Origin of the sequence: Actinomadura sp. 7K534 (assembly GCF_004348575.1) — a bacterium.
GTDB classification, from domain to species: Bacteria; Actinomycetota; Actinomycetes; order Streptosporangiales; family Streptosporangiaceae; genus Spirillospora; species Spirillospora livida.
The window spans coordinates 1-21148 of record NZ_SMKB01000126.1; the positions used below are offsets into that span (position 1 = coordinate 1).

The window sequence follows — 21148 nt, forward strand, 5'->3', positions numbered from 1 at the left end:
CCCCGACTCCCCTCCCACGGGGGGTGTGCATCGTCCTCATCTGAAGCCGAAGGTCGGGGGCAGGGGCCTGTGTTGGAAGAGTCGGGCCGGGACTGCGTCCGCCAGGGCCTTGTATCCGGCGGGGTTCAGGTGCAGGTGGTCGCCGGTGTCGAAGGCCGGGTTCAGGCGTCGTGGTTCGGCCGGGTCGCGTGCGGCGCGGTCGAAGTCGATGACCGCGTCGAAGCGGCGGCTGCTGCGGATCCAGTCGTTGACGGTCTGGCGGGCCTCCTCGCGGTATCCGTTCTCGTCGTCGTACATGGTGTTGCCGCCGAACGGCGTGAGCGTTGCTCCGTACACGCGGATGCCCTGCGCGTGGGCACGGACGATGATCTGTTCGTAGGCCGCGATCAGCCTGTCGGCGACCTCCTTCTGCGCCGCCGGGGTGGCCTCGGCGGTGCCGATGTCGTTGACGCCCTCGAAGACGACCAGCCATTTGACGCCGCTCTGCGCCAGCACGTCCCGGTCCAGGCGCGCGAGGACGTTGGGGCCCAGCCCGTCATTGAGGACCCGGTTGCCGCCAGCGGCCTGGTTCACGATCGCGATGTCGGACGTGGCCGGATGCGACTGCAGACGGTCCAGCAGCCGGTCCGGCCAGCGGTCGTTCATGTTGGTCGTCGAGCCCCGCCCGTCGGTGAGCGAGTCGCCCAGCATGACGGCCGCCGCGGTCGAAGGCTTGGCCCACGTTTCGATACCGCTGAGGAAGTACCAGTGGTCCGTCCCGGTCGCCCCAGGCAGCTCGGTGTCTTCGACATGGTCTCCGGCCAGCAGGTAGGACGTGGTCCTGGACCCGGGGTGAGACGTGATGTCGGTGGACGCTTGTCCTTCCGCAAGGTAGAGCGTCACGGTGAGGATGGACCGGGGCGCTACCGGGAAGTTCAGCGGATCGGTGACCATCTGCGCACCGACCGGGATGACGACCGACGGCTTGCCGTTGAAGGTCACCGGACGTGACGTACCGGGCTGGATCGAGTCGACGCCCGCCTGCCCGCCGTCCGGCAGCGCCACCGAGACCCTGGTGATGGGCAGGTCCGCACCGCCGAACGCGTTGGAGAACCGGAGCCGGATGTTGCGTCCACCGACCGCCACGCGGATGGTCTGGCGCAGCGTGGCGTCCTTGAGCACGACATCGTCCTGCGTGAACGGTGGTGGCGGCATGTTGTGAGGCTCGGTCAGCTGCGGCATCGACACCCACGTGTCGACCCAGTGGCCATGAATCCTCGGTGCCGCCCGGCCTTCGGCCGCACGGGGCGTCCCTTCCGCGCCCGGGGCGGAGAGCGAGAACGATGCCAGCACGAGGGCCGCCACAAGTACCGCGAGGGCGGCCGGCCGGCCACGCATGGACGCTTCGTGTCCCCGGACGGCGGGTGCGCCCGCCTGAAGCGTCCGCCGGCGGCTCCGGAGGGATGGGGTCAGCGGTAATGATCTTGGACGGGAGCGTCTCACCACGGGTCTCCGATCGACTCCGCGAACGGGATAGGGAGTTCGAAAACTTTCGAAGTATTTCGAATTCCCGAAGAACGTACGTCGCCACAATCAGTCCGTCAAGGATCAACTCCTTTCCATGCGCCACACCTTGCCGACGAACCTCCGGATGGACAGGGACGCAAGGCTGGCAGCCTTCTAGAGGTATGGGGAGATGCCCATTGACCATGTGTACGGATCGGGCGTACCGTACCGATCAATCCGCCGAGAGTTTTTCGAAATGTTTCGCAGGGAGATGTTCCGCGCAATGTCTCCAGCCGCCCTAGCACCGCGCCGCAACCTCCGCGAACATGCCGACTCGTCGGCTACCTCCCGTTCGGCGCCGCACCCCATGCACTCGACCAGGCCACCCAATGCGCCTGCCCCGCATGGAGCGACCTCAGCGTCCCCGCCACCTGAACCGCCCTCCCACCCCGGGGTGGACCGGCTGTCGGCGTCGTGGTCCGCCGCCTCGGCTGACACCGCGTGCGGTGAACCGGGAATCTCCCACCTGGATGCGGGGCGTGAGGACCTCAGCGGGTATGTCGCGCTCACCTTTGATGACGGGCCGACGCCGGCGACGTTGCCGACCCTGCTGGACAGGTTGCTGACCGCCGGCGCCAAGGCCACCTTCTTCAACCGGGGCGACCACGCCGAAGCCCGCCCCGACCTAGTGCGCGCCCAGCAGGAGGCACAAATGTGGATCGGCAACCACACCGAGACGCACCTTCACCTCCCTGACATCGCCGAACCCGCCTCCTTCGCGGAGATCCTCCGTGCCCAGCAGATCCTGCATCGGATCACCGGCGAGTGGCCCTCGCATTTCCGGCCGCCCTATGGCGAGACAAATGAGCAGGTCAGAGCTGCTGAAGCACGCCTTAACCTGCTCGAGGTGCTCTGGACGGTCGACTCCCGAGACTGGGCCGGAGCGACCCCGGCCCAGATCGTGGCCGCCGCCCGCACGCTCCGCCCCGGCGGCATCTTCCTGATGCACGACTGGGCGCAGGCGTCCATCGACGCTCTTCCGCAGATCATCAGCGAGTTGCGCGACCGCGGACTCCACCCCGGCAAGATCGCCTTCACTCCACGCCAGGTCGCCTTCGGCGACACCCCCTTCCACGCGATCGCGGTCGCCCCGTGACCCCGACGTCCGGCGCCTTCCGGCCGGGGCGTCGTGGAGCCGGCCCGCCCCCCGGCCACGAGCGGGCCGACCGGGTTCCATGCTCGGGGGTCCCGGCAGCGCCGGGAAGAGGAACGCGAGGTTGTGGATAACTCCTCAGCGCGCCCAGCGGGTCGGATCCCCGCCGCCCGACCGGCGGGCGGCGAGGGCACGGCGGGCGGTCGATTCGACGATCGCGCGGGCCTCGCCCAGATCCCGGTCGGCGGCCGCGACCTGGACGGGCCCCGGGGGCGCATCCACGTGGACGGTCGCGAGGCCGAGGAGACGCTGGAACGGGTTCACCGTGAGCCGGACCGACTGCGCCCGGGCGTGGGCGATCACGTCGGTGCGGCGGCAGGGCCAGCCGTGCCGGGCCACGAAGACCACATCGTCGGTTCCGGCGCCGTCCGCCCGATCGATCGCCACCCCCTTTGAGGACGCCGGGATGAGGGACACGGCGTCAATGTTCGTCCCGGGGAACACCTGGGAGACCAGGTGCATGGCGACGTGCCGGGGCGCGACGGGCAGGAGCGTGGAGGACAACGCCTGGCGCTCACCCGCGTACCCCGCGACGGTGACCTCGATCCGGGCCCAGCCGAGAGTGCGCCAGAGCGCCGGTTCGATGATGCTGACCGCCTGGACGCGTCCCGGAGGAAGCGTCTGCATCCGTGTCTCCAGGAGGCCGTAGCGGAGGCGGATACCGTCCGGCGACATGGCGACCGTGAAGTTGGCGTACATCACCAATGGCGCGATCACCGCCCGGATGAGCCCGAGCATGATCGGGATGGTGACGGCCAGGATGCCGCCCTCCGCGTACATCAGCAGGAACAGGAGGGACGCGAAGAAGAGCAGGGACGTGCCAAGCACGGGCAGTCGCAGGATCAGGGACGCCAGCAACGTGCCGAAGGGGACGCGCCACACGTGCCGTTCGGGGGCCTCGGGCGTCTGGCCGGGGAGACCCGCGGCGAGGGCGAGGAGTTCTGCGCGCAACTGCTGGGCGGAGTGGCGTCCGAGGTAGCGCAGCGCGATCTCGCTCCGCTCCCCGCCGGCCAGTTCGACCCGCACCTCGGCCAGCGCGAACACCCGTGTCACCAGGGGACGGACGAGGTCGATGGCCTGGATGCGCGAAAGCGGAATCCGGCGCTTGTTCTTACGCAGCAGACCGGTCTCGACGACGAGGTCGTCACCGTCGACACGGAAGCGCAGGGCGAGCCACGTCCAAAGCCCGGTTCCGACAGCGATCAACCCCGCGGGGATGGTCACGATGAGGAATCTGGCGAGCACGTCCGGGGTAAGCGCCAGGACGATGCCGTCTTCCGTCTGGGTCAGCAGCAGCGGGAAGCCGAGCAGGACGAAGTAGATGATGAGGAAGATGAACGCGCGCAGCGGCACCGTCGCCCAGTGGAGCCTGTGCGTGCCCTCCGAGAACCGCACCGGTGGCCGGTAGCCCGGTGGAGGGGCATGACCGTACGGAGGACGAGGCGGCCCGTAAGGGGGACCGGGGGGCGGACCAGGCGGCGGTCCATACGGTGGACGCTGGCCGTAAGGAGGCCCCTGGGGTCCAGGAGGCCGCGGAGGACCTGGAGGTCCCGGACGGCCTTGCGGACCGTACGGGCCATAAGGCCCGGGTGGCCCGGGCGGGCCGTAGGGGCCGCTCATAGCCCCATGCTCCGTTCCTCGCCCTTCTGCGCGAGTCGGTCGCGCAGGAGGGCGGCCTCAGCGGTCGGCAGGCTCGGGATGGTCGCGTCCGTCGCCGCCGCGGCGGTGTGCAGCCGGACGGTGGCGATGCCCATCCACCTCTCCAGCAGCCCAGCCGTGACGTCCACGAACTGCATGCGCCCGTACGGGACGACGATGAGGCGCCTGACGAACACTCCGTGAGTGACGATGAGGTCGTCCGCACGCTCGACGTACCCGTACGTGCGGCGGTCCAGTTCGGCCAACAGCCACGCGAGGACGACCGCCAGCCCGACGGCGGCGACCCACATGACGGCCGGTACGAGGCCACCGTTGCCCCACACGATGAACGCGCCCACACCGCCGATCGGTATCGCCCAGAGAATCGCGGTGAGGAGTCTGTGCCAGCCGTGGCGCTTGGAAATGGGCGACCACTGGAGGCCGCCGCCAGGGGCGAACGCCTGGTCCGCCTGATAGACGGGCGGTCCGGACGGCGGCTGGTGCGGCGGGTAGTGTGCCGGTACTTGACCGGGTTGGCCTGGCGGTCGACCGCCATGCCCCTGACCCGACGGCGAGGGCGGGTGCGCCGCTCCCTGCTGTCCAGGGTTGGCGGCGGGCTCGTAAGGCGGTTCGCCATGGCTCGCGTTCATCGCCCCCTAGTCAACCGGATAACGAGTACCGCTCGCCATGCGACCATGAAGCCGTGATCGGAGCTGCGGAGGCGCGACCATGACCACCGAACGGATCGTAGGGATCGGTGCGGGCGCCAAGGAGCTCGCCACCGAGGACATGACCCTGAACATCGGTCCCCAGCACCCGTCCACGCACGGTGTGCTCCGGCTCAGGCTCACCTTGGACGGCGAACGCATCTCGGCGGCCGAACCCATCGTCGGCTACATGCACCGCGGGGCGGAGAAGCTCTTCGAGGTCCGCGACTTCCGGCAGATCATCGTGCTGGCGAACCGTCATGACTGGCTGTCGGCGTTCTCCAGCGAGCTCGGCGTCGTCCTCGCCGTGGAACGCATGCTCGGCATGGAGGTCCCGGTACGCGCCGTATGGACGAGGACCCTGCTGGCGGAACTCAACCGGATCCTCAACCACCTGATGTTCCTCGGCTCGTATCCCCTTGAGATGGGCGCCATCACGCCGGTCTTCTACGCGTTCCGTGAGCGTGAGGTGCTGCAGCGCGTCATGGAGGAGATCTCCGGCGGGCGGATGCACTACATGTTCAACCGGGTCGGAGGGCTCAAAGAGGAACTCCCCGCCGGTTGGACGGCGCGCGCGCGGACCGCGGTCTCCGACGTCCGTGCCCGCATGGGCGACATCGACGACATCATCATGGGCAACGAGATCTTCCGTGCGCGGACGAGGGGCGTAGGAGTACTCACCCAAGAGCAGATCCTGCAGTACGGGGTGTCAGGCCCCATCGCGCGCGCGTCCGGCCTGGACTTCGACCTGCGCAGGGACGAGCCGTATCTCGCCTACGGCGACCTCGACGTCCGCGTGGTCACCCGGTCCGAGGGCGACTGCCTCGCACGGTTCGAGTGCCTGCTCGACCAGGTCCACGCGTCCCTCGACCTCGCCGACGCCTGCCTGGACCGCCTGGCCGAACTTCCCCCCGGCCCCATCAACCAGCGGCTGCCGAAGGTGCTGAAGGTCCCGGAGGGCCACACCTACGCCTGGACGGAGAACCCGCTGGGCATCAACGGCTACTACCTGGTGTCCCGCGGGGAGAAGGTCCCGTGGCGAATGAAGCTGCGGTCCGCGTCGTTCAACAACATCCAGGTCCTGAAGGAGCTCCTGCCCGGCAATCTGGTCGCCGACATGATCGCCATCTTGGGCTCCATGTTCTTCGTCGTAGGCGACATCGACAAATAGCCGGTAGGGACACTGGCGGTGAGGCGACGCCCTAGGCGAGCCCGCCGTCAGGTCACGCAGCGAGTGCAAGCGAGCCAAGCAGGCCCGGGTTGAATCACGCGCGAGAGGCGCCCCGGCCTTGTTCCTCATCGTCCGGGCCCTTGGGGACGCGGCACGCGTACTCCAGAAAGACCGCGGCCCCCACGAGGACGACCGCCGCCAGGAAAGTGCCACCGCTGACGAAGAAGTCGTGGCGGGGGGTCGCCTTGTCGAGGGACGAGGTCAGGCTGACGGCGAATCCGCCGAACACGCCCGCGATGACCACCGCGGAGTGCGCGCTCGCCTTGCCCAGGGCGGCCAGCCGGGCCACCGCCATGGGCTCCAGCGGCTTCGGCGGCGGCTTCCGGCCGGGCTGGGGGCGGTAGCGCTCGTCCGGCTTACTGCGGAGGCGGCGCAGCACGTTCAGGCCCGTGAACGCCTCGCCCAGGGCGAGCAGGAGCAGCGTCGGCACAGCCGTCCACGGCAGCGGGGGCAGCGACATGTAGGCGGAGCGCAGCACCGCCCAGGTGACCACCGCGACGACGACCACGAGGGCGATGAGGAACAGCGGCCGGGACGGTTTCATGCAGGCTGCTGAAGGACCAGGTCCTCCCGGCGGCGAACGGCCGACGGACCACCCTCCGACTGCTTGGCCTGGGCGAGGTCGCCGACGCGGCCGTGCCCCGGCAGCAGAACGTCCGGCTCGATGTCGGCCCAGGGGACGAGCACGAACGCCCGCTCGTGCGCGCGGGGGTGCGGGAGCGTGAGATCGGGGTCGTCGGACGTGACGTCGCCGAAGACGACGATGTCGATGTCGAGCGTGCGGGGACCCCAGCGCACCACGCGCTCCCGGCGCATCGACGTCTCGATGTTCAGGACCCGTTCGAGGAGGTTCTCCGGGGGCAGGCGGGTGTCGGCCACCAGGACGACGTTGAGGAAGTCGCCCTGCTCGGGGAGGGTCTCGCCGGGCGGCGCGTACGGCGCGGTCTCGTAGACCGGGGAGAACGCCACGAAATGCAGGCCCGGTGCGTCGAACAGCGCGTCCACCGCCTCCTGGATGTTGTCCAGGCGGTCGCCTAGGTTGCTGCCGATCGAGAAAACGACGCGGTGCTGGACCAGCATGTGGCCGCCGGTGGCGGTGCGGTCGGGCATGCGGTCGGACGCTGTCATGGGCGACTCCTCCTGATCTTCACGGCGATGTCCGTGAAGGGGTGCGGCACCGGGGCGCTCGGCTTGTGGACGGTGATCTCGACCTCGCTCACCGTCGCATCTTCCAGACATATTGTCGCCAGCCGGTCGGCGAGCGTTTCAAGGAGGTTGACGGGCTCCCCCTCGATGACCGCGACCAGGCGGCCGGCGAGTGCTCCGTAATCGACGGTACGCGAGAGGTCGTCCCCGGCGGCCGCCGGACGGGTGTCGAGCCCCAGGACGGCGTCCACCACGAACTCCTGTCCCAGCTCGCGTTCCGCGGGCAGGCATCCGTGCCTGCCGCGCGCGCGCAGGCCGCGCAGCTCGATGTGGTCCAAGCTCATTCTTCCTCTGCATCCACCACGTTGAGGACGGGCGAGCCATGGTGCAGCAGAAGCCGCCACTCGCCCTCCGACCGGACGAACACGTTCGTGGCCACGATGCTTCCGCCGGCGAGGAAACCCGCTTCTGTGTCCTCGTCGGCGGTGAGGACGTTCTCCTTGCACGTCACCACCGCGTGGTCGCCGTACACGTCGGTCTCGACGTCGGTGAGCACGAACTGGATGTAGGTCGTGTTGGCCATGATGAGCGCCCACGAACGGAGCACTTCCTCACGCCCGCGCAGCATCGTCCATCCGGGGTGCACGCAGGAGACGCCGTCCGCGTACGGGCCGTCAGCCCATACGTCCGACATGCGGTCGAAGTCACCGGCCTCGAACGCGGCGTAGAACTCGGCGTGGACCTCGTCCACGTCGGCGCGGTTCACGGCACGGCTCATAGGCGGGGACTCCCGTGTTCTGCGCGACCGTCCGCCGCGGCTTTTCCGAAGCTCTCTTCATGGGCGGGACGCGCCGCGCGCATGGCGGCCGCCACACGCACCGCGTCCGCGTTGGGCCGGACGCGGTGGACGCGCACGCACCACGCACCGGCCGCCGCCACCAGGGACGTCACGGCCACGGTGGCGTCGTCGCACTCGCCGAACGGGCGCGGCGTCCCGTCGGGAGCGGCGAGCAACCTGGTCAGGAACCCTTTGCGGGACGCGCCCACCAGGACCGGATGCCCGGTACGCGTGAAGGCGTCCAGGTGGGCCAGCAGCGACCAGTTGTGCCCGGCCTCGGGACTCTTGGCGAACCCCAGCCCGGGATCCAGCACGATCATGGAGGGGTCGACGCCCTCCCTGAGCACCGCGTCGACCCTGCGCAGCAGCTCGTCGCGCACCTCACGGACCACGTCGGCGTAGATGGCACGCGTCTGCATGTCATGGCTGTGCCCCCGCCAGTGCATCACCACGTAGGGGACGCCCGTAGCGGCGACCACCCGCGGCATCGCCGGATCGGCAAGGCCGCCGCTGACGTCGTTCACCAGCCGGGCTCCGACACCCAGCGCGGCCTCTGCGACCTCGGCGCGCATGGTGTCGATGCTCACCGGAACGTTCTCGGCCACGAGCGCCTCTATGACGGGCACCACGCGACGCAGTTCCTCGTCCTGTGACACACGCTGCGCGCCAGGCCGGGTGGATTCCCCGCCCACGTCCACGATGTCGGCGCCCTCCGCGACAAGGTCGAGGCCGTGCCGGATGGCCTTGTCCGGATCGAACCAGGCGCCGCCGTCGGAGAACGAATCCGGGGTGACGTTGACCACGCCCATGACGAGGCACCGCCCTGGGGAGGGCAGGCCCGGAACGACGGCACTGGTCATAACACCCAACCCTATGCCTTGATCTCAACCCCGTTGCCGCAGCGCCTTCGGCGCCGTTTCCGGACCTCGTGACACCCGGCGCCCGCCCTCGAACACGCGCCGTCGTCACACCCGGCACGCGCCGCACGCCGTCCCGTTCCGTCACTCCGGCCGCCCGGTTGCTCGCCCGGTGGCAGCAGAAGGGCCTCAGCGCGCCGCTGAGGCCCTTTCAGGTGGTTCGGTGCCCCGAGTCGGGGCGGACGGTCAGTAGCGACCGAGAATCAGGCTCATCGCCTCGGACCGCGTCTCCGCGTGATCACGGAAGTCGCCGCGCACCGCCGACGTGACCGTCTTGGCGCCCGGCTTCCGCACTCCGCGCATGGTCATGCACAGATGCTCTGCTTCGATCACCACGATCGCGCCCCGCGGCTCCAGCACCCGCATCAGCGCGTCCGCGACCTGGCTTGTCAGCCGTTCCTGGACCTGGGGGCGACGCGCGTACACGTCCACCAGCCGCGCCAGCTTCGACAGGCCGGTGATCTGACCCTTCTTGTTGGGCGTGTAGCCCACGTGGGCCACCCCGTGGAAGGGCACCAGGTGGTGCTCGCACACGGAGTAGACCTCGATGTCCTTGACCAGGACCATTTCCTCATGGTCGGCGTCGAAGACCGTGGTGAGGGCGTCCTCCGGCGTCTGCCGCAGGCCGGCGAACTGCTCGGCGTACGCCCGCGCCACCCTGGCGGGGGTCTCGCGGAGGCCGTCCCGGTCGGGGTCCTCCCCGATGCCGATCAGGATCTCGCGTACCGCCTTCTCGATCCGCGCGTGATCGAAGCCTGGCGGCTCTTCCAGGATGCTTGCCTCGCCCTCGATGAACGCACGTCCCGCGTCCTTCGCGGCCTCTTCCGACTGCAGACCCTTCGGCGAACCGAGTGACGACCCTGGGGACGGAGTCCCGCCCCCAGGTTCGCGATTCGCCGACGTCTCGTCTTGCGGTTCAGCCAAGGCGATCAGCTTTCGCCCTGGGTCGGGTCTTTGACCTCCGCGCCGACCCCGCCGCTCTGGCCGTTGCCCTTGGTCAGGTCAGTGACCTCCTGCGGGCCCATCAGGGCCAGTTCCTTGCGCGTCAGGATGGGCGGACGGTCGGACGGGAGACGCTTGCCGTAGCCGGTGTAGGAGTTCTGGTGCGGCCGCTTCTCGATCGGCGCGAAGATCTCCAGCACCATGTCCTTGGAGAGGGTCTCCTTGTCCATGAGATTGACCACCAGCTCGTCCAGGACGTCCCGGTACTCCATGAGGATCTCCCACGCCGTGTCGTGCGCGGCCTCGATGTAGCGGCGGACCTCGTCGTCGATGGCGGACGCTATGTCCTCCGAGTAGTCACGCTCGTGCCCCATGTCGCGCCCGAGGAAGACCTCGCCCTGACCGGAGCCGAACTTGCGCGCGCCGAGGCGTTCGCTCATGCCGTACTCGGTCACCATCTTGCGGGCGATCGCGCTGGCCTTCTCGATGTCGTTGGCCGCACCCGTCGTCGGCTCGTGGAACACGAGCTCCTCCGCGGTGCGCCCGCCGAGCAGCATGGCGAGCTGGTCGGTCATCTCCGAGCGGGTGGTAAGGAACTTGTCCTCCATCGGGAGGGTCATGGTGTAGCCCAGGGCCCGTCCACGCGGAAGGATCGTCACCTTGTGCACGGGGTCGGAGTTCGGCAGCGCGTGCGCCACCAGAGCGTGCCCGCCCTCGTGGTAGGCGATGATCTTCTTTTCCTTCTCCGACATCACCCGGGTCTTCTTCTCCGGCCCGGCCATGACGCGGTCGATGGACTCCTCGAGGGTGTCCATGTCGATCAGCTTGCGGTCGAAGCGCGCGGTGAGCAGCGCGGCCTCGTTGATCACGTTGGCGAGGTCGGCGCCGGTGAAGCCGGGGGTGCGGCGCGCGATCGTGTCGAGGTCGACGTCCGGGGCGAACGGCTTGCCGCGGCCGTGCACCTTGAGAATGCCCTTGCGGCCCTCCAGGTCCGGGCGGTCCACGGTGACCTGGCGGTCGAACCGGCCGGGGCGCAGGAGCGCCGGGTCGAGGATGTCGGGGCGGTTCGTCGCGGCGATCAGGATCACGCCGCCCTTGACGTCGAAGCCGTCCATCTCGACGAGGAGCTGGTTGAGGGTCTGCTCGCGCTCGTCGTGGCCGCCGCCGAGACCCGCGCCGCGGTGCCGGCCGACGGCGTCGATCTCGTCGATGAAGATGATCGAGGGGGCGTTGGTCTTGGCCTGCTCGAACAGGTCGCGGACGCGGGAGGCGCCGACACCGACGAACATCTCCACGAAGTCCGAACCGGAGATCGAGTAGAACGGCACCCCGGCCTCACCCGCCACGGCGCGCGCCAGAAGCGTCTTACCGGTGCCGGGCGGGCCGTACAGGAGCACGCCCTTGGGAATCTTGGCGCCGATCGACTGGAACTTGGCCGGGTTCTGGAGGAAGTCCTTGATCTCCTCCAGCTCCTCAAGGGCCTCTTCCGCGCCGGCCACGTCGGCGAAGGTGGTCTTCGGGGTGTCCTTGGTGATGAGCTTGGCCTTGGACTTGCCGAAGTTCATCACCCGCGAGCCGCCGCCCTGCATCTGGTTCATGATGAACAGGAAGATCAGCACGATGATGATGATGGGCAACAGGCTGAACAGCAGGCTCATCAGGAAGCTCTGCTGCGGGACCTCGACGTCGTAGCCACCGGAGAGCTTGCCCTCGTCGGCCTGCTTCTGCAGCGCCTGCTGGAGCTGGTGCCCCTGGCCCCCGACCCAGGACGTCTGCTGGTGCTCACCGTTGTTGAGCGTCAGCTCGATTCGCTGGTCTTTGTCAATGATCTTGGCGGACTTCACCTGTCCCGCGTTGATCTCCTGGACGACCTTCGAGGTGTCGACCTTCTCGTAGGAAGGGCCAGGGTTGATGCCCCACATGAGAAGGGCGACCAGGAGGCCGAACAGCAGGATCCACAGCAGCGGCCCGCGAAAGTAGCGCTTCACGTCCATTTATCCGGTTACCCCTCCGGGGCCCGTCCCTCCTGATCAACGTCTGTGTACGATCCTCGTCCGTCCCGGGGGACGGATGCCGGGGCGACCAACAGTAAGACTCACGAGGAGTCCGTCACCCGGGGGCTCCGGACCCATCGCAGCGGCTTCCCGCGTGTGGCTCCCCGACCCAAGGGGCCGGGACACCGACGGTACACCGCAGGGCGCAGAAGACGCAGCCGACGCCGTTCTCCTGCATCCCCTCCATATACCCGTCAACGACCTTTGCAACGATTCGTCACGGTCCCTTGTTCCCTGGAGACGGCTCGTATCCCCCAGGCTGCACGGTATACGGGCCTCTGTGCAGAGGCCTTATCTATGCGCCGTCCCCGCCGTAGACATGCGGGGCGAGCGTGCCGACGAACGGCAGGTTCCGGTACTTCTCCGCGTAGTCGAGTCCGTAGCCGATGACGAACTCGTTGGGGATGTCGAACCCGACGTACTTCACGTCGACGTCGGCCTTGACCGCCTCCGGCTTGCGCAGCAGCGCGCAGATCTCCAGCGAGGCGGGACCGCGCGAACGCAGGTTGCTCACCAGCCACGACAGGGTCAGGCCGGAGTCGACGATGTCCTCCACGATCAGGACGTGCCGGTCGAGGATGTCGGTGTCGAGGTCCTTGAGGATGCGCACGACCCCTGAGGACTTCGTCCCCGAGCCGTAGGACGAGACGGCCATCCAGTCCATCGAGGCAGGCGTGTGCAGGGCCCGTGCGAGGTCCGCCATGATCATGACGGCGCCCTTCAGGACGCCCACCAGCAGAAGGTCCTTGCCCGCGTAGTCGGCGTCGATCTGCTCGGCGAGCTCCCGCACCTTGGCCTGCAGGTCCTCTTCGGGGATCAGCACCTTCGCCAGGTCCGTGCCCAGGTCCTTCTCGTCCACAACCACACCCTCATAGTTCAGACCTCGCCCGTCCGGCCGAGGAGCAGCTTCCCATACCGCCGAACGGCCCGTACCCCCCCGGGCAGGTCTACGTGACGCTGCCCGCGCCAGGCCGTGACCAGTCGTTCCACTGCATCGACATGGACGGCCGCGAGCGTACCTGCTGGGCTGCCCGCTTTGAGCGCCGCCATCCGCAGGACCCGGGTACGGATGGCTCTGGGCTGTTCCTTCAGCCCGTCCAGGCGGAGGGCCACGCGCTCCCCGTCGTCGGGGGCTACCAGGTCGGCGAAGGCCCTTGCGGCGACCTCTTCTAGGTAGTCCGCGTCCTCGCGCAGCATCTTCGCCGTCCGAGCCAGCGCCTCCGCTACACCGGGGCCGAGCGTCTTCTCCAGGACGGGCAGCGCTTCATGGCGTACACGTACGCGCGCATAGGCGGGGTCGACGTTGTGCGGGTCGTCCCAAGGGTCCAACCCCATCGCCTTGCATGCCCGGCGGGTGGTCGCACGGTCGAGCTCCAGGAGGGGCCTCAGATAGAGGACGTCGGATCGGCGTCGGAACTCGGCCGGCATCCCGGACAGCGATCGGGTTCCGGAACCACGCGCCAGTCCGAGCAGGACGGTTTCGGCCTGGTCGTCCTGGGTGTGCCCCAAGAGGACGGCTGCGGCTCCCAGCCGCTCTGCGGCCGCGTCAAGAGCGGTGTAGCGGGCTTCTCGGGCGGCGTTCTCTGGGCCGCCTGTCCCGTCCACCGTGACCGCTATAGAGCCAGAGGGGTCAAGGTCCAGGTCGGCCATGGTTCGCACTACGGCGTCGGCACGCTCGCCGGAACCGGCCTGTAGGCCGTGGTCGATCGTGACACCACCGGCCTGGCGGCCCGCTCTGGGGGCCTCGAAGGCCAGCGCACCGGCCAGCGCCAGTGAGTCGGCGCCTCCGCTGCACGCGGCGAGCACCATCGCCCCTTCGGGAAGTTCCTCCAGGACGCGGCGCACCGCGAGACGTACCGCGGCCACCGCCGGATCAGGCCCCATGCAAAACCTTTACCACCGCGTGGCGCCCGATACGCGCGGCACGCCCAGGGGGCAGGGCTTGATCCGTCGCTGGGGTCAGGCTTCGTTCGCCTCGGTAGGGGCGTCAATGGCGCGGGGACCCAGGACCCTGTCCATCCACAGAGCCGGTTCCTTGATCTCATCGTGGGTGGGCAGCGTCTCCGGCGACTGCCAGACCTGGTTGAAGCCGCCCATGCCGACCTCGGTGACGACCCGGCGGACGAACCGCGAACCCTCCGCGTACTGCTTCATCTTCAGGTCGATGCCGAGGAGGCGCCGGATCGTCTTGTCCAGCCTGGAACCACCGTCGCGTCGTCCCTGGAAACGGGACCGGATCTGCTTGACCGACGGCACCACTTCGGGGCCGACCGCGTCCATCACGTAGTCGCCGTGCCCTTCGACCAGCGTCATCACCGCGGTGAGACGGTCGAGGATCTCGCGCTGCTCCGGGCTCTGGATCGCGTCGATGAGGTTGGAGTCGCCCCCACGCACGGCGTCTGCGACGGCCTCCGCCGCGTCCCTGATGCGGTCCAGCATGACGCCTGGGTCGAGGTCGGACGCGAGCAGGAACTGGGTCATCTGGTCCTGCACGTACTCGCGCAGCCAGGGGACACCGGTGAACTGGGCACGGTGCGTCTCCTCGTGGAGGCAGACCCAGAGCCGGAAGTCACGCGAATCCACACCGAGCTCCTGCTCGACATGGACGATGTTGGGCGCGACCAGCGTCAGCCTCCCGGTCGGTGCCCGGCCGGACGGGTCCGGCGGCAGGAACAGCTCGTACTGGCCCAGCACACGGCTGGCCATGTACGCGAGGATCGCGCCGACCTGCATGCCGGTCACGCGGGAGCCGACGGCCTGCACCATGACGTTGCCCGCACCGCCGAGGGGGCCGGGCGCACGCCGCGCCGACATCTGCTCCATGAGCGGTTCGAGCACCACGCGGAAGCCGTCCACGTTCGCCCGGATCCAGCCGGGCCTGTCCACGACCGTCGCGGGCTCCGGATCGAGCTCGGAGGCCATGCCGGTGAAGTCCCGGACATGGCCGTGGGCGATCTTCGACAGCTCGCGCAGCTCCGCCACGGCCGCACGGGCCTCGGCATGGCTGACCTGTGGTCCCGGCCTGACCAGCCGGGTCCCGGCCTGGACCGCCACGTTCCAGTCGATCATTGAGGCGCTCATGTACTCCACCGTACGTTTCGGACGCGGCGCCGGAGCGCCCCTGCACGGTCGTTCAACGAACAACCGTCCTGGTTATCTCCCGTATGACCGGCCCCACACCCGGTTCAGCCCCCGGCCGACGGCGCGTTGCCGCAACCGCAGGCGGCGACGACGGCCGCCAGCCGGTCGAGCTTCCCGGGATCGACCGGGCCCTCGCCGTCCCCCGCCATGAAGGCGAAGGCGAGCAACCGGCCGTCCGCGTCCTGGGCGAGCCCGGCCAGCGTGCTGACGCCCGCCAGCGTGCCGGTCTTGGCGCGAACCGTCCCGACCCCGGGCTGGCTGTGCGCCGAGGTGAAGCGCGGAGGGCTCAGCGTTCCGGAGAACCCCGCGACCGGCAGACCCGTGATGGCGGAGCGGAGCTCCGGGTGGTCCTCGCTTGCGGCGAGCGAGACGATCTCGGCGAGCGCCTTGGGGGTGATGCGGTTGCGCGTGGACAACCCGCTGCCGTCGTTGAGCGCGATCCCTGTGGTCACTCCCATGCCGGCGAGGGTCTGGACCACGGCCTGGGCGGAGTCGGCGAACGTCGGCGGACGCCCCAGGTGGATGGCGACCTGCCTGGCCACCGCCTCGGCCACGTCGTTGTCGCTCTCGGTCATCAGGTGCTCCACGAGCGCGGACATCGGCGGTGACTGGACGGCGCCGATCTGCGCCGCTCCTTCCTGCGCGAACGTCCTTCGTCCCGGCTTCGCGCTCACTCCGCTCTCGGACAGGAATCGTGCGAAGAGCTTCGCGGCAGCGGAAGGCGGATCGGAAACCCGCGACCGCTTGGACGGATCTCCTGGAGACACACGCCCTTCGTCGACCATCAGGGCGGCGACTGGAGCGACCTCACCGTCGGGCACGTAATTGGGTTTCCACCCGGCGGCCATGCGAGGACCTTCGTAGGCGGACACGTCGTAGTCGACGCGCACCTGCTGGACACCGGACGCCTTCAACGCCGTGGCCGCCTGCTGAGCCAGCTCCTGGAGCGACGCCCAGGGCGGATGGCCTGCCTCAGGACGCGGCGGCAGCGCCGTCAAGGTAGTATCCCCGCCTCCGACCAGTACGATTCGGCCACCCGCGCCTTGCACGACCTGCGTGGTGATCCTGTACGCGGGCCCGAGCGACGCAAGCGCCGCCACCGACGTCACCAGCTTCGTCGTCGAGGCCGGGGTGGCGGGCCGGTCGGCCTGCCTCTCGAACAGGGGACGGCCGGTCGCCACGTCGATCACCACGGCGTTCAACTTCGCGCGGGGGCCGCCGATGATCCCCGACAGCCGTCCGGCCAGGGTGGACGCGTCCGGCAGCGGACCCGACCCGGGATCGGCCGGCGGGATCGCCACCGAGGCGGCCTGCACCAGGTCACGCTCCGCCACGCTCGGCGGCTGCGGGGAAAGGTGACGGTCGGGTGTGAGTTTGGCCACTGCCAGCCCGGCGATGACGGTGAAAACGTTAAGGAGGGACAGCGACAGGACCATGAGGGCACGGCCCCGTCCAGGCACGTGACCGCCCCTCTCCCACTCAGCACTCACCAACGTGCGACATCCTTAGACAAGGGAACACCCTGTGTGGACGGCCTCGCCCACGGGTTCCCGAAAGACTATTCACTGCAGCGCGCAGGGAGCGGAGGACATCTTGGATTTCGACGTCACCATTGAGATCCCGAAGGGCCAGCGGAACAAGTACGAGGTGGACCACGAGACCGGGCGCATCAGGCTCGACCGCATGCTGTTCACCTCGACGCAGTATCCGGCCGACTACGGGTTCATCGAGAACACCCTCGGTGAGGACGGCGACCCCCTCGACGCGCTGGTCCTCCTGCAGGAGCCGACGTTCCCCGGCTGCCTCATCCGCTGCCGCGCCGTGGGGATGTTCCGGATGACCGACGAGGCCGGTGGTGACGACAAGGTCCTGTGCGTCCCCTCCACCGACCCCCGCATGGAGCACCTGCGCGACATCCACCACGTGGCCGAGTTCGACCGGCTGGAGATCCAGCACTTCTTCGAGGTCTACAAGGACCTTGAGCCGGGCAAGTCCGTCGAGGGCGCCAGCTGGGTGGGGCGCGTCGAGGCGGAACTGGAGATCGAGCGGTCCCTCAAGCGCGCGACGGACCAGGGCGCCCACTGAGCGCCGCACGCCCGGCCGGCCGGACCCCGCTCGGCCGACCGGCCGCACCGCTCCGGCGGTACCGGGCACGCGGCCCGGAGTCGCGAGAGGCGCCGATCCGCTCCCGCGCCCGCGCGACACGACTCGCGAGGACCCCTTCCGCACGGGTGACCGCGCGGAAGGGGACCCGCATTCCACACTCCTCGCACGGTCAGCCGGAGGGACGGGTCGCACCGATCAAGTCCCCTCGGTAAATGCTGGACATGCGCACCCGCCCGCCTGTGTAGGGCGCCTCCACCATCTGGCCCTCACCGACGTAGATGCCCACATGGTGGATGGTCTCCGGGTCGGACGTGTCGTTCGCGAAGAAGACGAGATCACCCCGTCGTAGCGCGTCGATGGGGACGTGTGGGCCCGAGGTCCACTGCGTACCAGTCCAGTGGTCGAGGGCCACTCCGGCCTTGTGCCACGCGTACATCGCCAGGCCCGAGCAGTCAAAGCCGCGAATTCCGGCGCCCTGCGCTATGCCGTAGCTAGGGCCGGCCGTGGTTCCCCCGCCCCAGGAGTAGGGCGTGCCCAGCCACTTGAGCGCGGCCCGCACCGCGGCCGCTCCCCGCGCAGCCGAGGTGGTCGGCCCCTCTGCGGCGGGTCGTCCTGGGCTGACAAGGGTTGCGCGTGCTTCGTGTGCTTTCGCTTTCTCCGATGCGCGCTCCCGCGCGCGCTTGAGCTGAGCGCTTCGGGCTTGGGCGGCCCCAAGCCCGCGCTCCAGGTGGCGCTTCTCCGCCTCTATGCGGTGCACGGACTCCTGTTGCCTGGCTACCGCGTGCTGCGCCAGTTGGCGGGCTTCCTCGGCCCGCTCCATCGCCGCCTGTTGTTCACCGAGCGCTTTCTCCGCCTGGCGGCGGAACACATCGGCGACGTTCTTGGACGCCTCCACGCGGCCGACCATCGCCGTGCGCCTCTTGACGAGCATCTCCGCCATCGCGGCACGGTCCATGAAGCCCTGCGGCCCACCGTCCCCGACGAGTGCCGACGAGATCTGGTCGTAGCCGGTGTTGTTCCGGTAGAGCTGAGCGGCGAGCGAAGCCAGCCCGGCGCGTGCCTCCTCCAGCCTCTCGTTCGCGACCGCCATCCGCGCTTGGGCGTCTCCATGGGCCTGCTGGGAGCGTTGCATGGCGAGCCGTTCGCCGTTGTAGCGTTCCACGGCCGCCGCGGCGGCGATGGCCAGCCGGTGGAGTTCGCCGTCCGCCTGCGCGAGCTTGGCTTTCGTCCGGCCGACCTCGGCGGCCCGTTCCCTGACCTGTTGCTCGCTGCGTTCGACGTCCTTCGCGCTAGGGGAGGGCTCAGCGGCGTTGGGACGGGCGGAGGCGGCCGGTGCCAGCAGGCTCATCCCGACCAGCGCGGTGGAGGAGAAGGCGACCATTCGTAGCGCCATGCCACGGGACGAGGATTTCCTGAGGGGAAGCGAGGACGCGCGACGAGCCTCTGCTGCACCAGGTGCCATGAGCACGTCCTCCCCCCAGGCGATACTGCTTAGCGCAAACGATCACCTACGAAGAGTAGTTGAGTCAGGCAAGGGTGGGTACGCGCCACTCCAGTCAGGAACTGGACGTAGGGCTCGCCCCGGAAGAGGCCGGCGTAGTGGGCGCCGGCTCTGCTGCGGGCGGCGGAGGATCCGGCTCTGTCTTGGACGGCGGTGGCGCGGAAGGCGACGGCTCAGAGGGTGGTGGTTCGGAGGACGACGACTTCGTTCTGGAAGGCGATGGCTGTTCGGGACGGTGCGTCCCCGGCGGTGTGGACGGGTCCGTGGGGTCAGAGCGCGTCGGTGTCGGTTCGGGGGTCGGCGTGGGGTCCGGGTTCGGGGCGTCGGGTCGCCAGGTGACCTGCACCTGGCTCCCGCCGGGCTGGAACGTGATGGTGCCGCTCCCCTTGGAATTGGTCCGGCGCGAGACATGCACGCGCACGGTGACGCTCTGACCGGCCGCAAGGCGTCCGGACGACGGGTGGACCCTGAGGGCACCTTGGGTCTTTGCCGTCCAGGTGACAGGTCCGCCTTCTGCCCGTAGGTCGATGCATCCGTCCGAATCTCCCGCCAAGTCGAGAAAGAGCGGGGAGACCGCCAGGGTGCCTCGGGTCGAGGCCCCTACAGGGAGGGCCACGTTCGCGTTGGTGGGCATGGTCTCCGGGGGCGATGCCCAGAGGGCGGTCGGCGGTGCGGACGAGACCTTGGAGCCGAGCGGGAAAGTGGCCGACACCGGGGCGGTGTTGAGATAGCCCACACTTTCCGGGTGGCCAAGGGTTCGCCGTCCGGGCACGGGTTCCTGTGTGTGGCCCGGAATCACTGTCGGGTGAGGGCCGGCGACAGTGTCACCGTTGTCGGCGCCCAGGAGCCCGTAGATGGAGACGATCCCACCGCCGGACAGCAGTGCCACCACAGCCAGCACCATGGCGACACGGACGGCTTGGGCCCTGAACTCGAGCTCTTCTGGCGGGGACAGCGCTCTCCGGAGGCGGCGCAGCCACGACGGTCCACCAGAACTCGGTGCCCGGGGCGGACGCGCCGGTTCCATGGCCTGGGTGGGAAACCCGTCGGGAGTGAACTCGGTGACCCGGCCGCTGACGAAAAGCCTGTAGCCGACCAGTTCCGGGTCTAGGAAGCAGCTCATCACCCGTAGGCGCAGCTCCGGTGGAGGACTGGCCTTCGGGAGTAGCCCGTAAACCTTGGCGGCCGATACGTTCCGGGGACGGAAGGCGGCGCATGTAGCGCATTCCTCCACATGCTCCATCAACCGGTGGTTCAGGTCCTGGACGGGCCCACCGTGCCTTTGCCTCAGCAGCACGGCACGTTCTGCACAACCGTAAGGACCTTGGTACGCGAGTACCTCGGCCGTCAACGCTTCTTCAAGGGAGCGGCGCGCGCCTTCGAGCGTGGTCTGCGCGTCCTTCAGCGGCACGTCGAACACTGCGGCGAGGTCGGGAACCGAAAGCCGGTGCCTCACCCCTAGCTCCAGGATCTCCCGGGCGTCCGGCGGCAGGTCCAGGACGGCGTTCCAAGCGATGATGCGCCTGTCGGCGTCCTGCTGGTCGTGGCTGGCGATCGGCATGTCCGGCGCCTGGTTCCTGGGCGGCAGCCTGCGTGCACACTCCAGTCTGGCGATGGCATAGAGCCATGGCGTTAGGCGGCCCGGGTCGCGCAGCCTGCCGACGTGCGCGTCCGCGAGGATGAACGTGTCACGTAACGCGACCTGGGCCGCGTCCCGGTTCCGCAACTGGAACCAGCAGTAGGCGTAGAGGCGGTCGGCATAAGCGTCGTACACGGCGGGCCGGGCGTCCGGTTCACGTTCACGGAGCGCCTCGACCAGAAGATGGACGTCCATGCCACAGAAGGTAAATGGTTCAAGCCATCCTTACTGGCAGATTCAAGAGATCAAACTCGGCCACCAACCACCATTCTCACCATATGCAGAGTGATTTGTAGAGTGTCGCGATTGCAGGCACTTGGTCGATTCGTCGGAAGTAGGGGCATCTGGGAGTGGACTTCACTCGGGAACGAGGATTTCCATCATCGGCGGCAGCAGGCGTTCGGCGGCCGCCGCAATGGTCGCGACCTGGGCGCTGGTGTACACGACCGGCTCCCTCGCGATGGCACGCGGGATCGTCCTGGCCGCACAGAACGGCACGCGCCCATGTTCCACACCGTCCCGCGCCACGCGGGCCCCGTGCAGGACCACCATCGGCGTGACATGCACGTCCCACCCCGACCCCTCGGTAC

The 21148-nt window shown here is 68.9% G+C and carries 20 protein-coding genes; 3 read left to right on the forward strand and 17 right to left on the reverse strand.

All coding sequences use genetic code 11. The features are described from left to right. Window positions 1-36 precede the first annotated feature (36 nt). Window positions 37-1194 carry an SGNH/GDSL hydrolase family protein gene (locus E1266_RS22890; RefSeq protein ID WP_243718729.1) on the reverse strand — a complete coding sequence of 386 codons (1158 nt, stop codon included), beginning with the start codon at window positions 1192-1194 and terminating at the stop codon, window positions 37-39. Between the two features lie 745 nt (window positions 1195-1939). Here E1266_RS22890 and E1266_RS22895 point away from each other — a divergent pair. Beyond that, a complete protein-coding gene (locus E1266_RS22895; RefSeq protein WP_207945862.1) occupies window positions 1940-2641 on the forward strand; it encodes a polysaccharide deacetylase family protein in 702 nt (233 codons plus the stop codon). A gap of 135 nt (window positions 2642-2776) precedes the next feature. Here the strand turns inward: E1266_RS22895 and E1266_RS22900 are convergent, their stop codons facing one another. Next, the gene (locus tag E1266_RS22900) at window positions 2777-4093 is read right to left on the reverse strand and encodes a PH domain-containing protein (protein ID WP_243718730.1); all 1317 of its coding nucleotides are present in this window, start codon (window positions 4091-4093) and stop codon (window positions 2777-2779) included. Window positions 4094-4314: 221 nt separating this feature from the next. Then, window positions 4315-4695: a PH domain-containing protein gene (locus E1266_RS39510; RefSeq protein WP_229808631.1), complete on the reverse strand. Its 381-nt coding sequence runs from the start codon at window positions 4693-4695 to the stop codon at window positions 4315-4317. A gap of 370 nt (window positions 4696-5065) precedes the next feature. Here E1266_RS39510 and E1266_RS22910 point away from each other — a divergent pair, with 370 nt between their 5' ends. Next, the gene (locus tag E1266_RS22910) at window positions 5066-6214 is read left to right on the forward strand and encodes an NADH-quinone oxidoreductase subunit D (RefSeq protein WP_132050205.1); all 1149 of its coding nucleotides are present in this window, start codon (window positions 5066-5068) and stop codon (window positions 6212-6214) included. Between the two features lie 94 nt (window positions 6215-6308). Here E1266_RS22910 and E1266_RS22915 read toward each other — a convergent pair whose 3' ends face one another. From E1266_RS22915 to dacB, 11 genes are all read right to left on the reverse strand, one after another. After that, entirely contained in the window at window positions 6309-6818 is a 510-nt protein-coding gene (locus E1266_RS22915; protein ID WP_132050207.1) for a DUF3180 domain-containing protein, read from the reverse strand. After that, complete coding sequence (folK, locus tag E1266_RS22920; RefSeq protein WP_132050209.1) at window positions 6815-7402, reverse strand: 2-amino-4-hydroxy-6-hydroxymethyldihydropteridine diphosphokinase; 588 nt, start codon at window positions 7400-7402, stop codon at window positions 6815-6817. Before folK ends, E1266_RS22915 begins: the two co-directional genes overlap by 4 nt. Beyond that, entirely contained in the window at window positions 7399-7764 is a 366-nt protein-coding gene (folB, locus tag E1266_RS22925) for a dihydroneopterin aldolase (RefSeq protein WP_184889465.1), read from the reverse strand. The genes folK and folB overlap by 4 nt, the downstream gene beginning before the upstream one ends. Next, window positions 7761-8198, reverse strand: coding sequence for a nuclear transport factor 2 family protein (locus E1266_RS22930; protein WP_131986004.1), 438 nt, complete (start codon window positions 8196-8198; stop codon window positions 7761-7763). Before E1266_RS22930 ends, folB begins: the two co-directional genes overlap by 4 nt. Then, on the reverse strand, window positions 8195-9118 hold the full coding sequence (gene folP, locus E1266_RS22935) for a dihydropteroate synthase (protein WP_132050211.1): 924 nt from the start codon (window positions 9116-9118) through the stop codon (window positions 8195-8197). The genes E1266_RS22930 and folP overlap by 4 nt, the downstream gene beginning before the upstream one ends. Window positions 9119-9361: 243 nt before the next feature. Next, the gene (gene folE, locus E1266_RS22940; RefSeq protein ID WP_131986017.1) at window positions 9362-9967 is read right to left on the reverse strand and encodes a GTP cyclohydrolase I FolE; all 606 of its coding nucleotides are present in this window, start codon (window positions 9965-9967) and stop codon (window positions 9362-9364) included. Window positions 9968-10104: 137 nt separating this feature from the next. Continuing rightward, window positions 10105-12111 carry an ATP-dependent zinc metalloprotease FtsH gene (gene ftsH, locus E1266_RS22945; RefSeq protein WP_132050213.1) on the reverse strand — a complete coding sequence of 669 codons (2007 nt, stop codon included), beginning with the start codon at window positions 12109-12111 and terminating at the stop codon, window positions 10105-10107. A gap of 355 nt (window positions 12112-12466) precedes the next feature. Then, on the reverse strand, window positions 12467-13030 hold the full coding sequence (gene hpt, locus E1266_RS22950; RefSeq protein WP_132050215.1) for a hypoxanthine phosphoribosyltransferase: 564 nt from the start codon (window positions 13028-13030) through the stop codon (window positions 12467-12469). A 17-nt stretch (window positions 13031-13047) separates the two neighbouring features. Next, window positions 13048-14055 carry a tRNA lysidine(34) synthetase TilS gene (tilS, locus tag E1266_RS22955; protein ID WP_132050217.1) on the reverse strand — a complete coding sequence of 336 codons (1008 nt, stop codon included), beginning with the start codon at window positions 14053-14055 and terminating at the stop codon, window positions 13048-13050. Window positions 14056-14130: 75 nt separating this feature from the next. Continuing rightward, window positions 14131-15240, reverse strand: coding sequence for a zinc-dependent metalloprotease (locus E1266_RS22960; RefSeq protein ID WP_132050229.1), 1110 nt, complete (start codon window positions 15238-15240; stop codon window positions 14131-14133). 116 nt (window positions 15241-15356) lie between these two features. Further along, window positions 15357-16646: a D-alanyl-D-alanine carboxypeptidase/D-alanyl-D-alanine-endopeptidase gene (dacB, locus tag E1266_RS22965; RefSeq protein ID WP_243718732.1), complete on the reverse strand. Its 1290-nt coding sequence runs from the start codon at window positions 16644-16646 to the stop codon at window positions 15357-15359. A 259-nt stretch (window positions 16647-16905) separates the two neighbouring features. On the opposite strand from dacB, the gene E1266_RS22970 reads away from it, so the two are divergent. Continuing rightward, window positions 16906-17397 (forward strand): inorganic diphosphatase, encoded by a 492-nt coding sequence (locus tag E1266_RS22970; RefSeq protein ID WP_132050219.1) that lies wholly within the window; start codon window positions 16906-16908, stop codon window positions 17395-17397. Between the two features lie 190 nt (window positions 17398-17587). On the opposite strand, the gene E1266_RS22975 is transcribed toward E1266_RS22970, so the two are convergent. The 3 genes from E1266_RS22975 to E1266_RS22985 all read right to left on the reverse strand — a co-directional run. Then, the gene (locus tag E1266_RS22975; protein WP_243718734.1) at window positions 17588-18811 is read right to left on the reverse strand and encodes an NlpC/P60 family protein; all 1224 of its coding nucleotides are present in this window, start codon (window positions 18809-18811) and stop codon (window positions 17588-17590) included. Window positions 18812-18974: 163 nt separating this feature from the next. Further along, on the reverse strand, window positions 18975-20753 hold the full coding sequence (locus E1266_RS22980; protein WP_132050223.1) for a sigma-70 family RNA polymerase sigma factor: 1779 nt from the start codon (window positions 20751-20753) through the stop codon (window positions 18975-18977). A gap of 162 nt (window positions 20754-20915) precedes the next feature. Next, the coding region (locus E1266_RS22985; RefSeq protein WP_207945863.1) for a hypothetical protein at window positions 20916-21148 on the reverse strand (233 nt) is incomplete at its 5' end.

Excerpts from the sequence above, each read along its gene's own strand:
- E1266_RS22890 (WP_243718729.1), bottom strand. The coding sequence starts at position 1,194 with ATGCCGCCACCACCGTTCACGCAGGACGATGTCGTGCTCAAGGACGCC.
- E1266_RS22910 (WP_132050205.1), top strand. The coding sequence starts at position 5,066 with ATGACCACCGAACGGATCGTAGGGATCGGTGCGGGCGCCAAGGAGCTC.
- E1266_RS22915 (WP_132050207.1), bottom strand. The coding sequence starts at position 6,818 with ATGAAACCGTCCCGGCCGCTGTTCCTCATCGCCCTCGTGGTCGTCGTC.
- folK (WP_132050209.1), bottom strand. The coding sequence starts at position 7,402 with ATGACAGCGTCCGACCGCATGCCCGACCGCACCGCCACCGGCGGCCAC.
- folB (WP_184889465.1), bottom strand. The coding sequence starts at position 7,764 with ATGAGCTTGGACCACATCGAGCTGCGCGGCCTGCGCGCGCGCGGCAGG.
- E1266_RS22930 (WP_131986004.1), bottom strand. The coding sequence starts at position 8,198 with ATGAGCCGTGCCGTGAACCGCGCCGACGTGGACGAGGTCCACGCCGAG.
- folP (WP_132050211.1), bottom strand. The coding sequence starts at position 9,118 with ATGACCAGTGCCGTCGTTCCGGGCCTGCCCTCCCCAGGGCGGTGCCTC.
- ftsH (WP_132050213.1), bottom strand. The coding sequence starts at position 12,111 with ATGGACGTGAAGCGCTACTTTCGCGGGCCGCTGCTGTGGATCCTGCTG.
- tilS (WP_132050217.1), bottom strand. The coding sequence starts at position 14,055 with ATGGGGCCTGATCCGGCGGTGGCCGCGGTACGTCTCGCGGTGCGCCGC.
- E1266_RS22960 (WP_132050229.1), bottom strand. The coding sequence starts at position 15,240 with ATGATCGACTGGAACGTGGCGGTCCAGGCCGGGACCCGGCTGGTCAGG.
- E1266_RS22975 (WP_243718734.1), bottom strand. The coding sequence starts at position 18,811 with ATGGCGCTACGAATGGTCGCCTTCTCCTCCACCGCGCTGGTCGGGATG.
- E1266_RS22980 (WP_132050223.1), bottom strand. The coding sequence starts at position 20,753 with ATGGACGTCCATCTTCTGGTCGAGGCGCTCCGTGAACGTGAACCGGAC.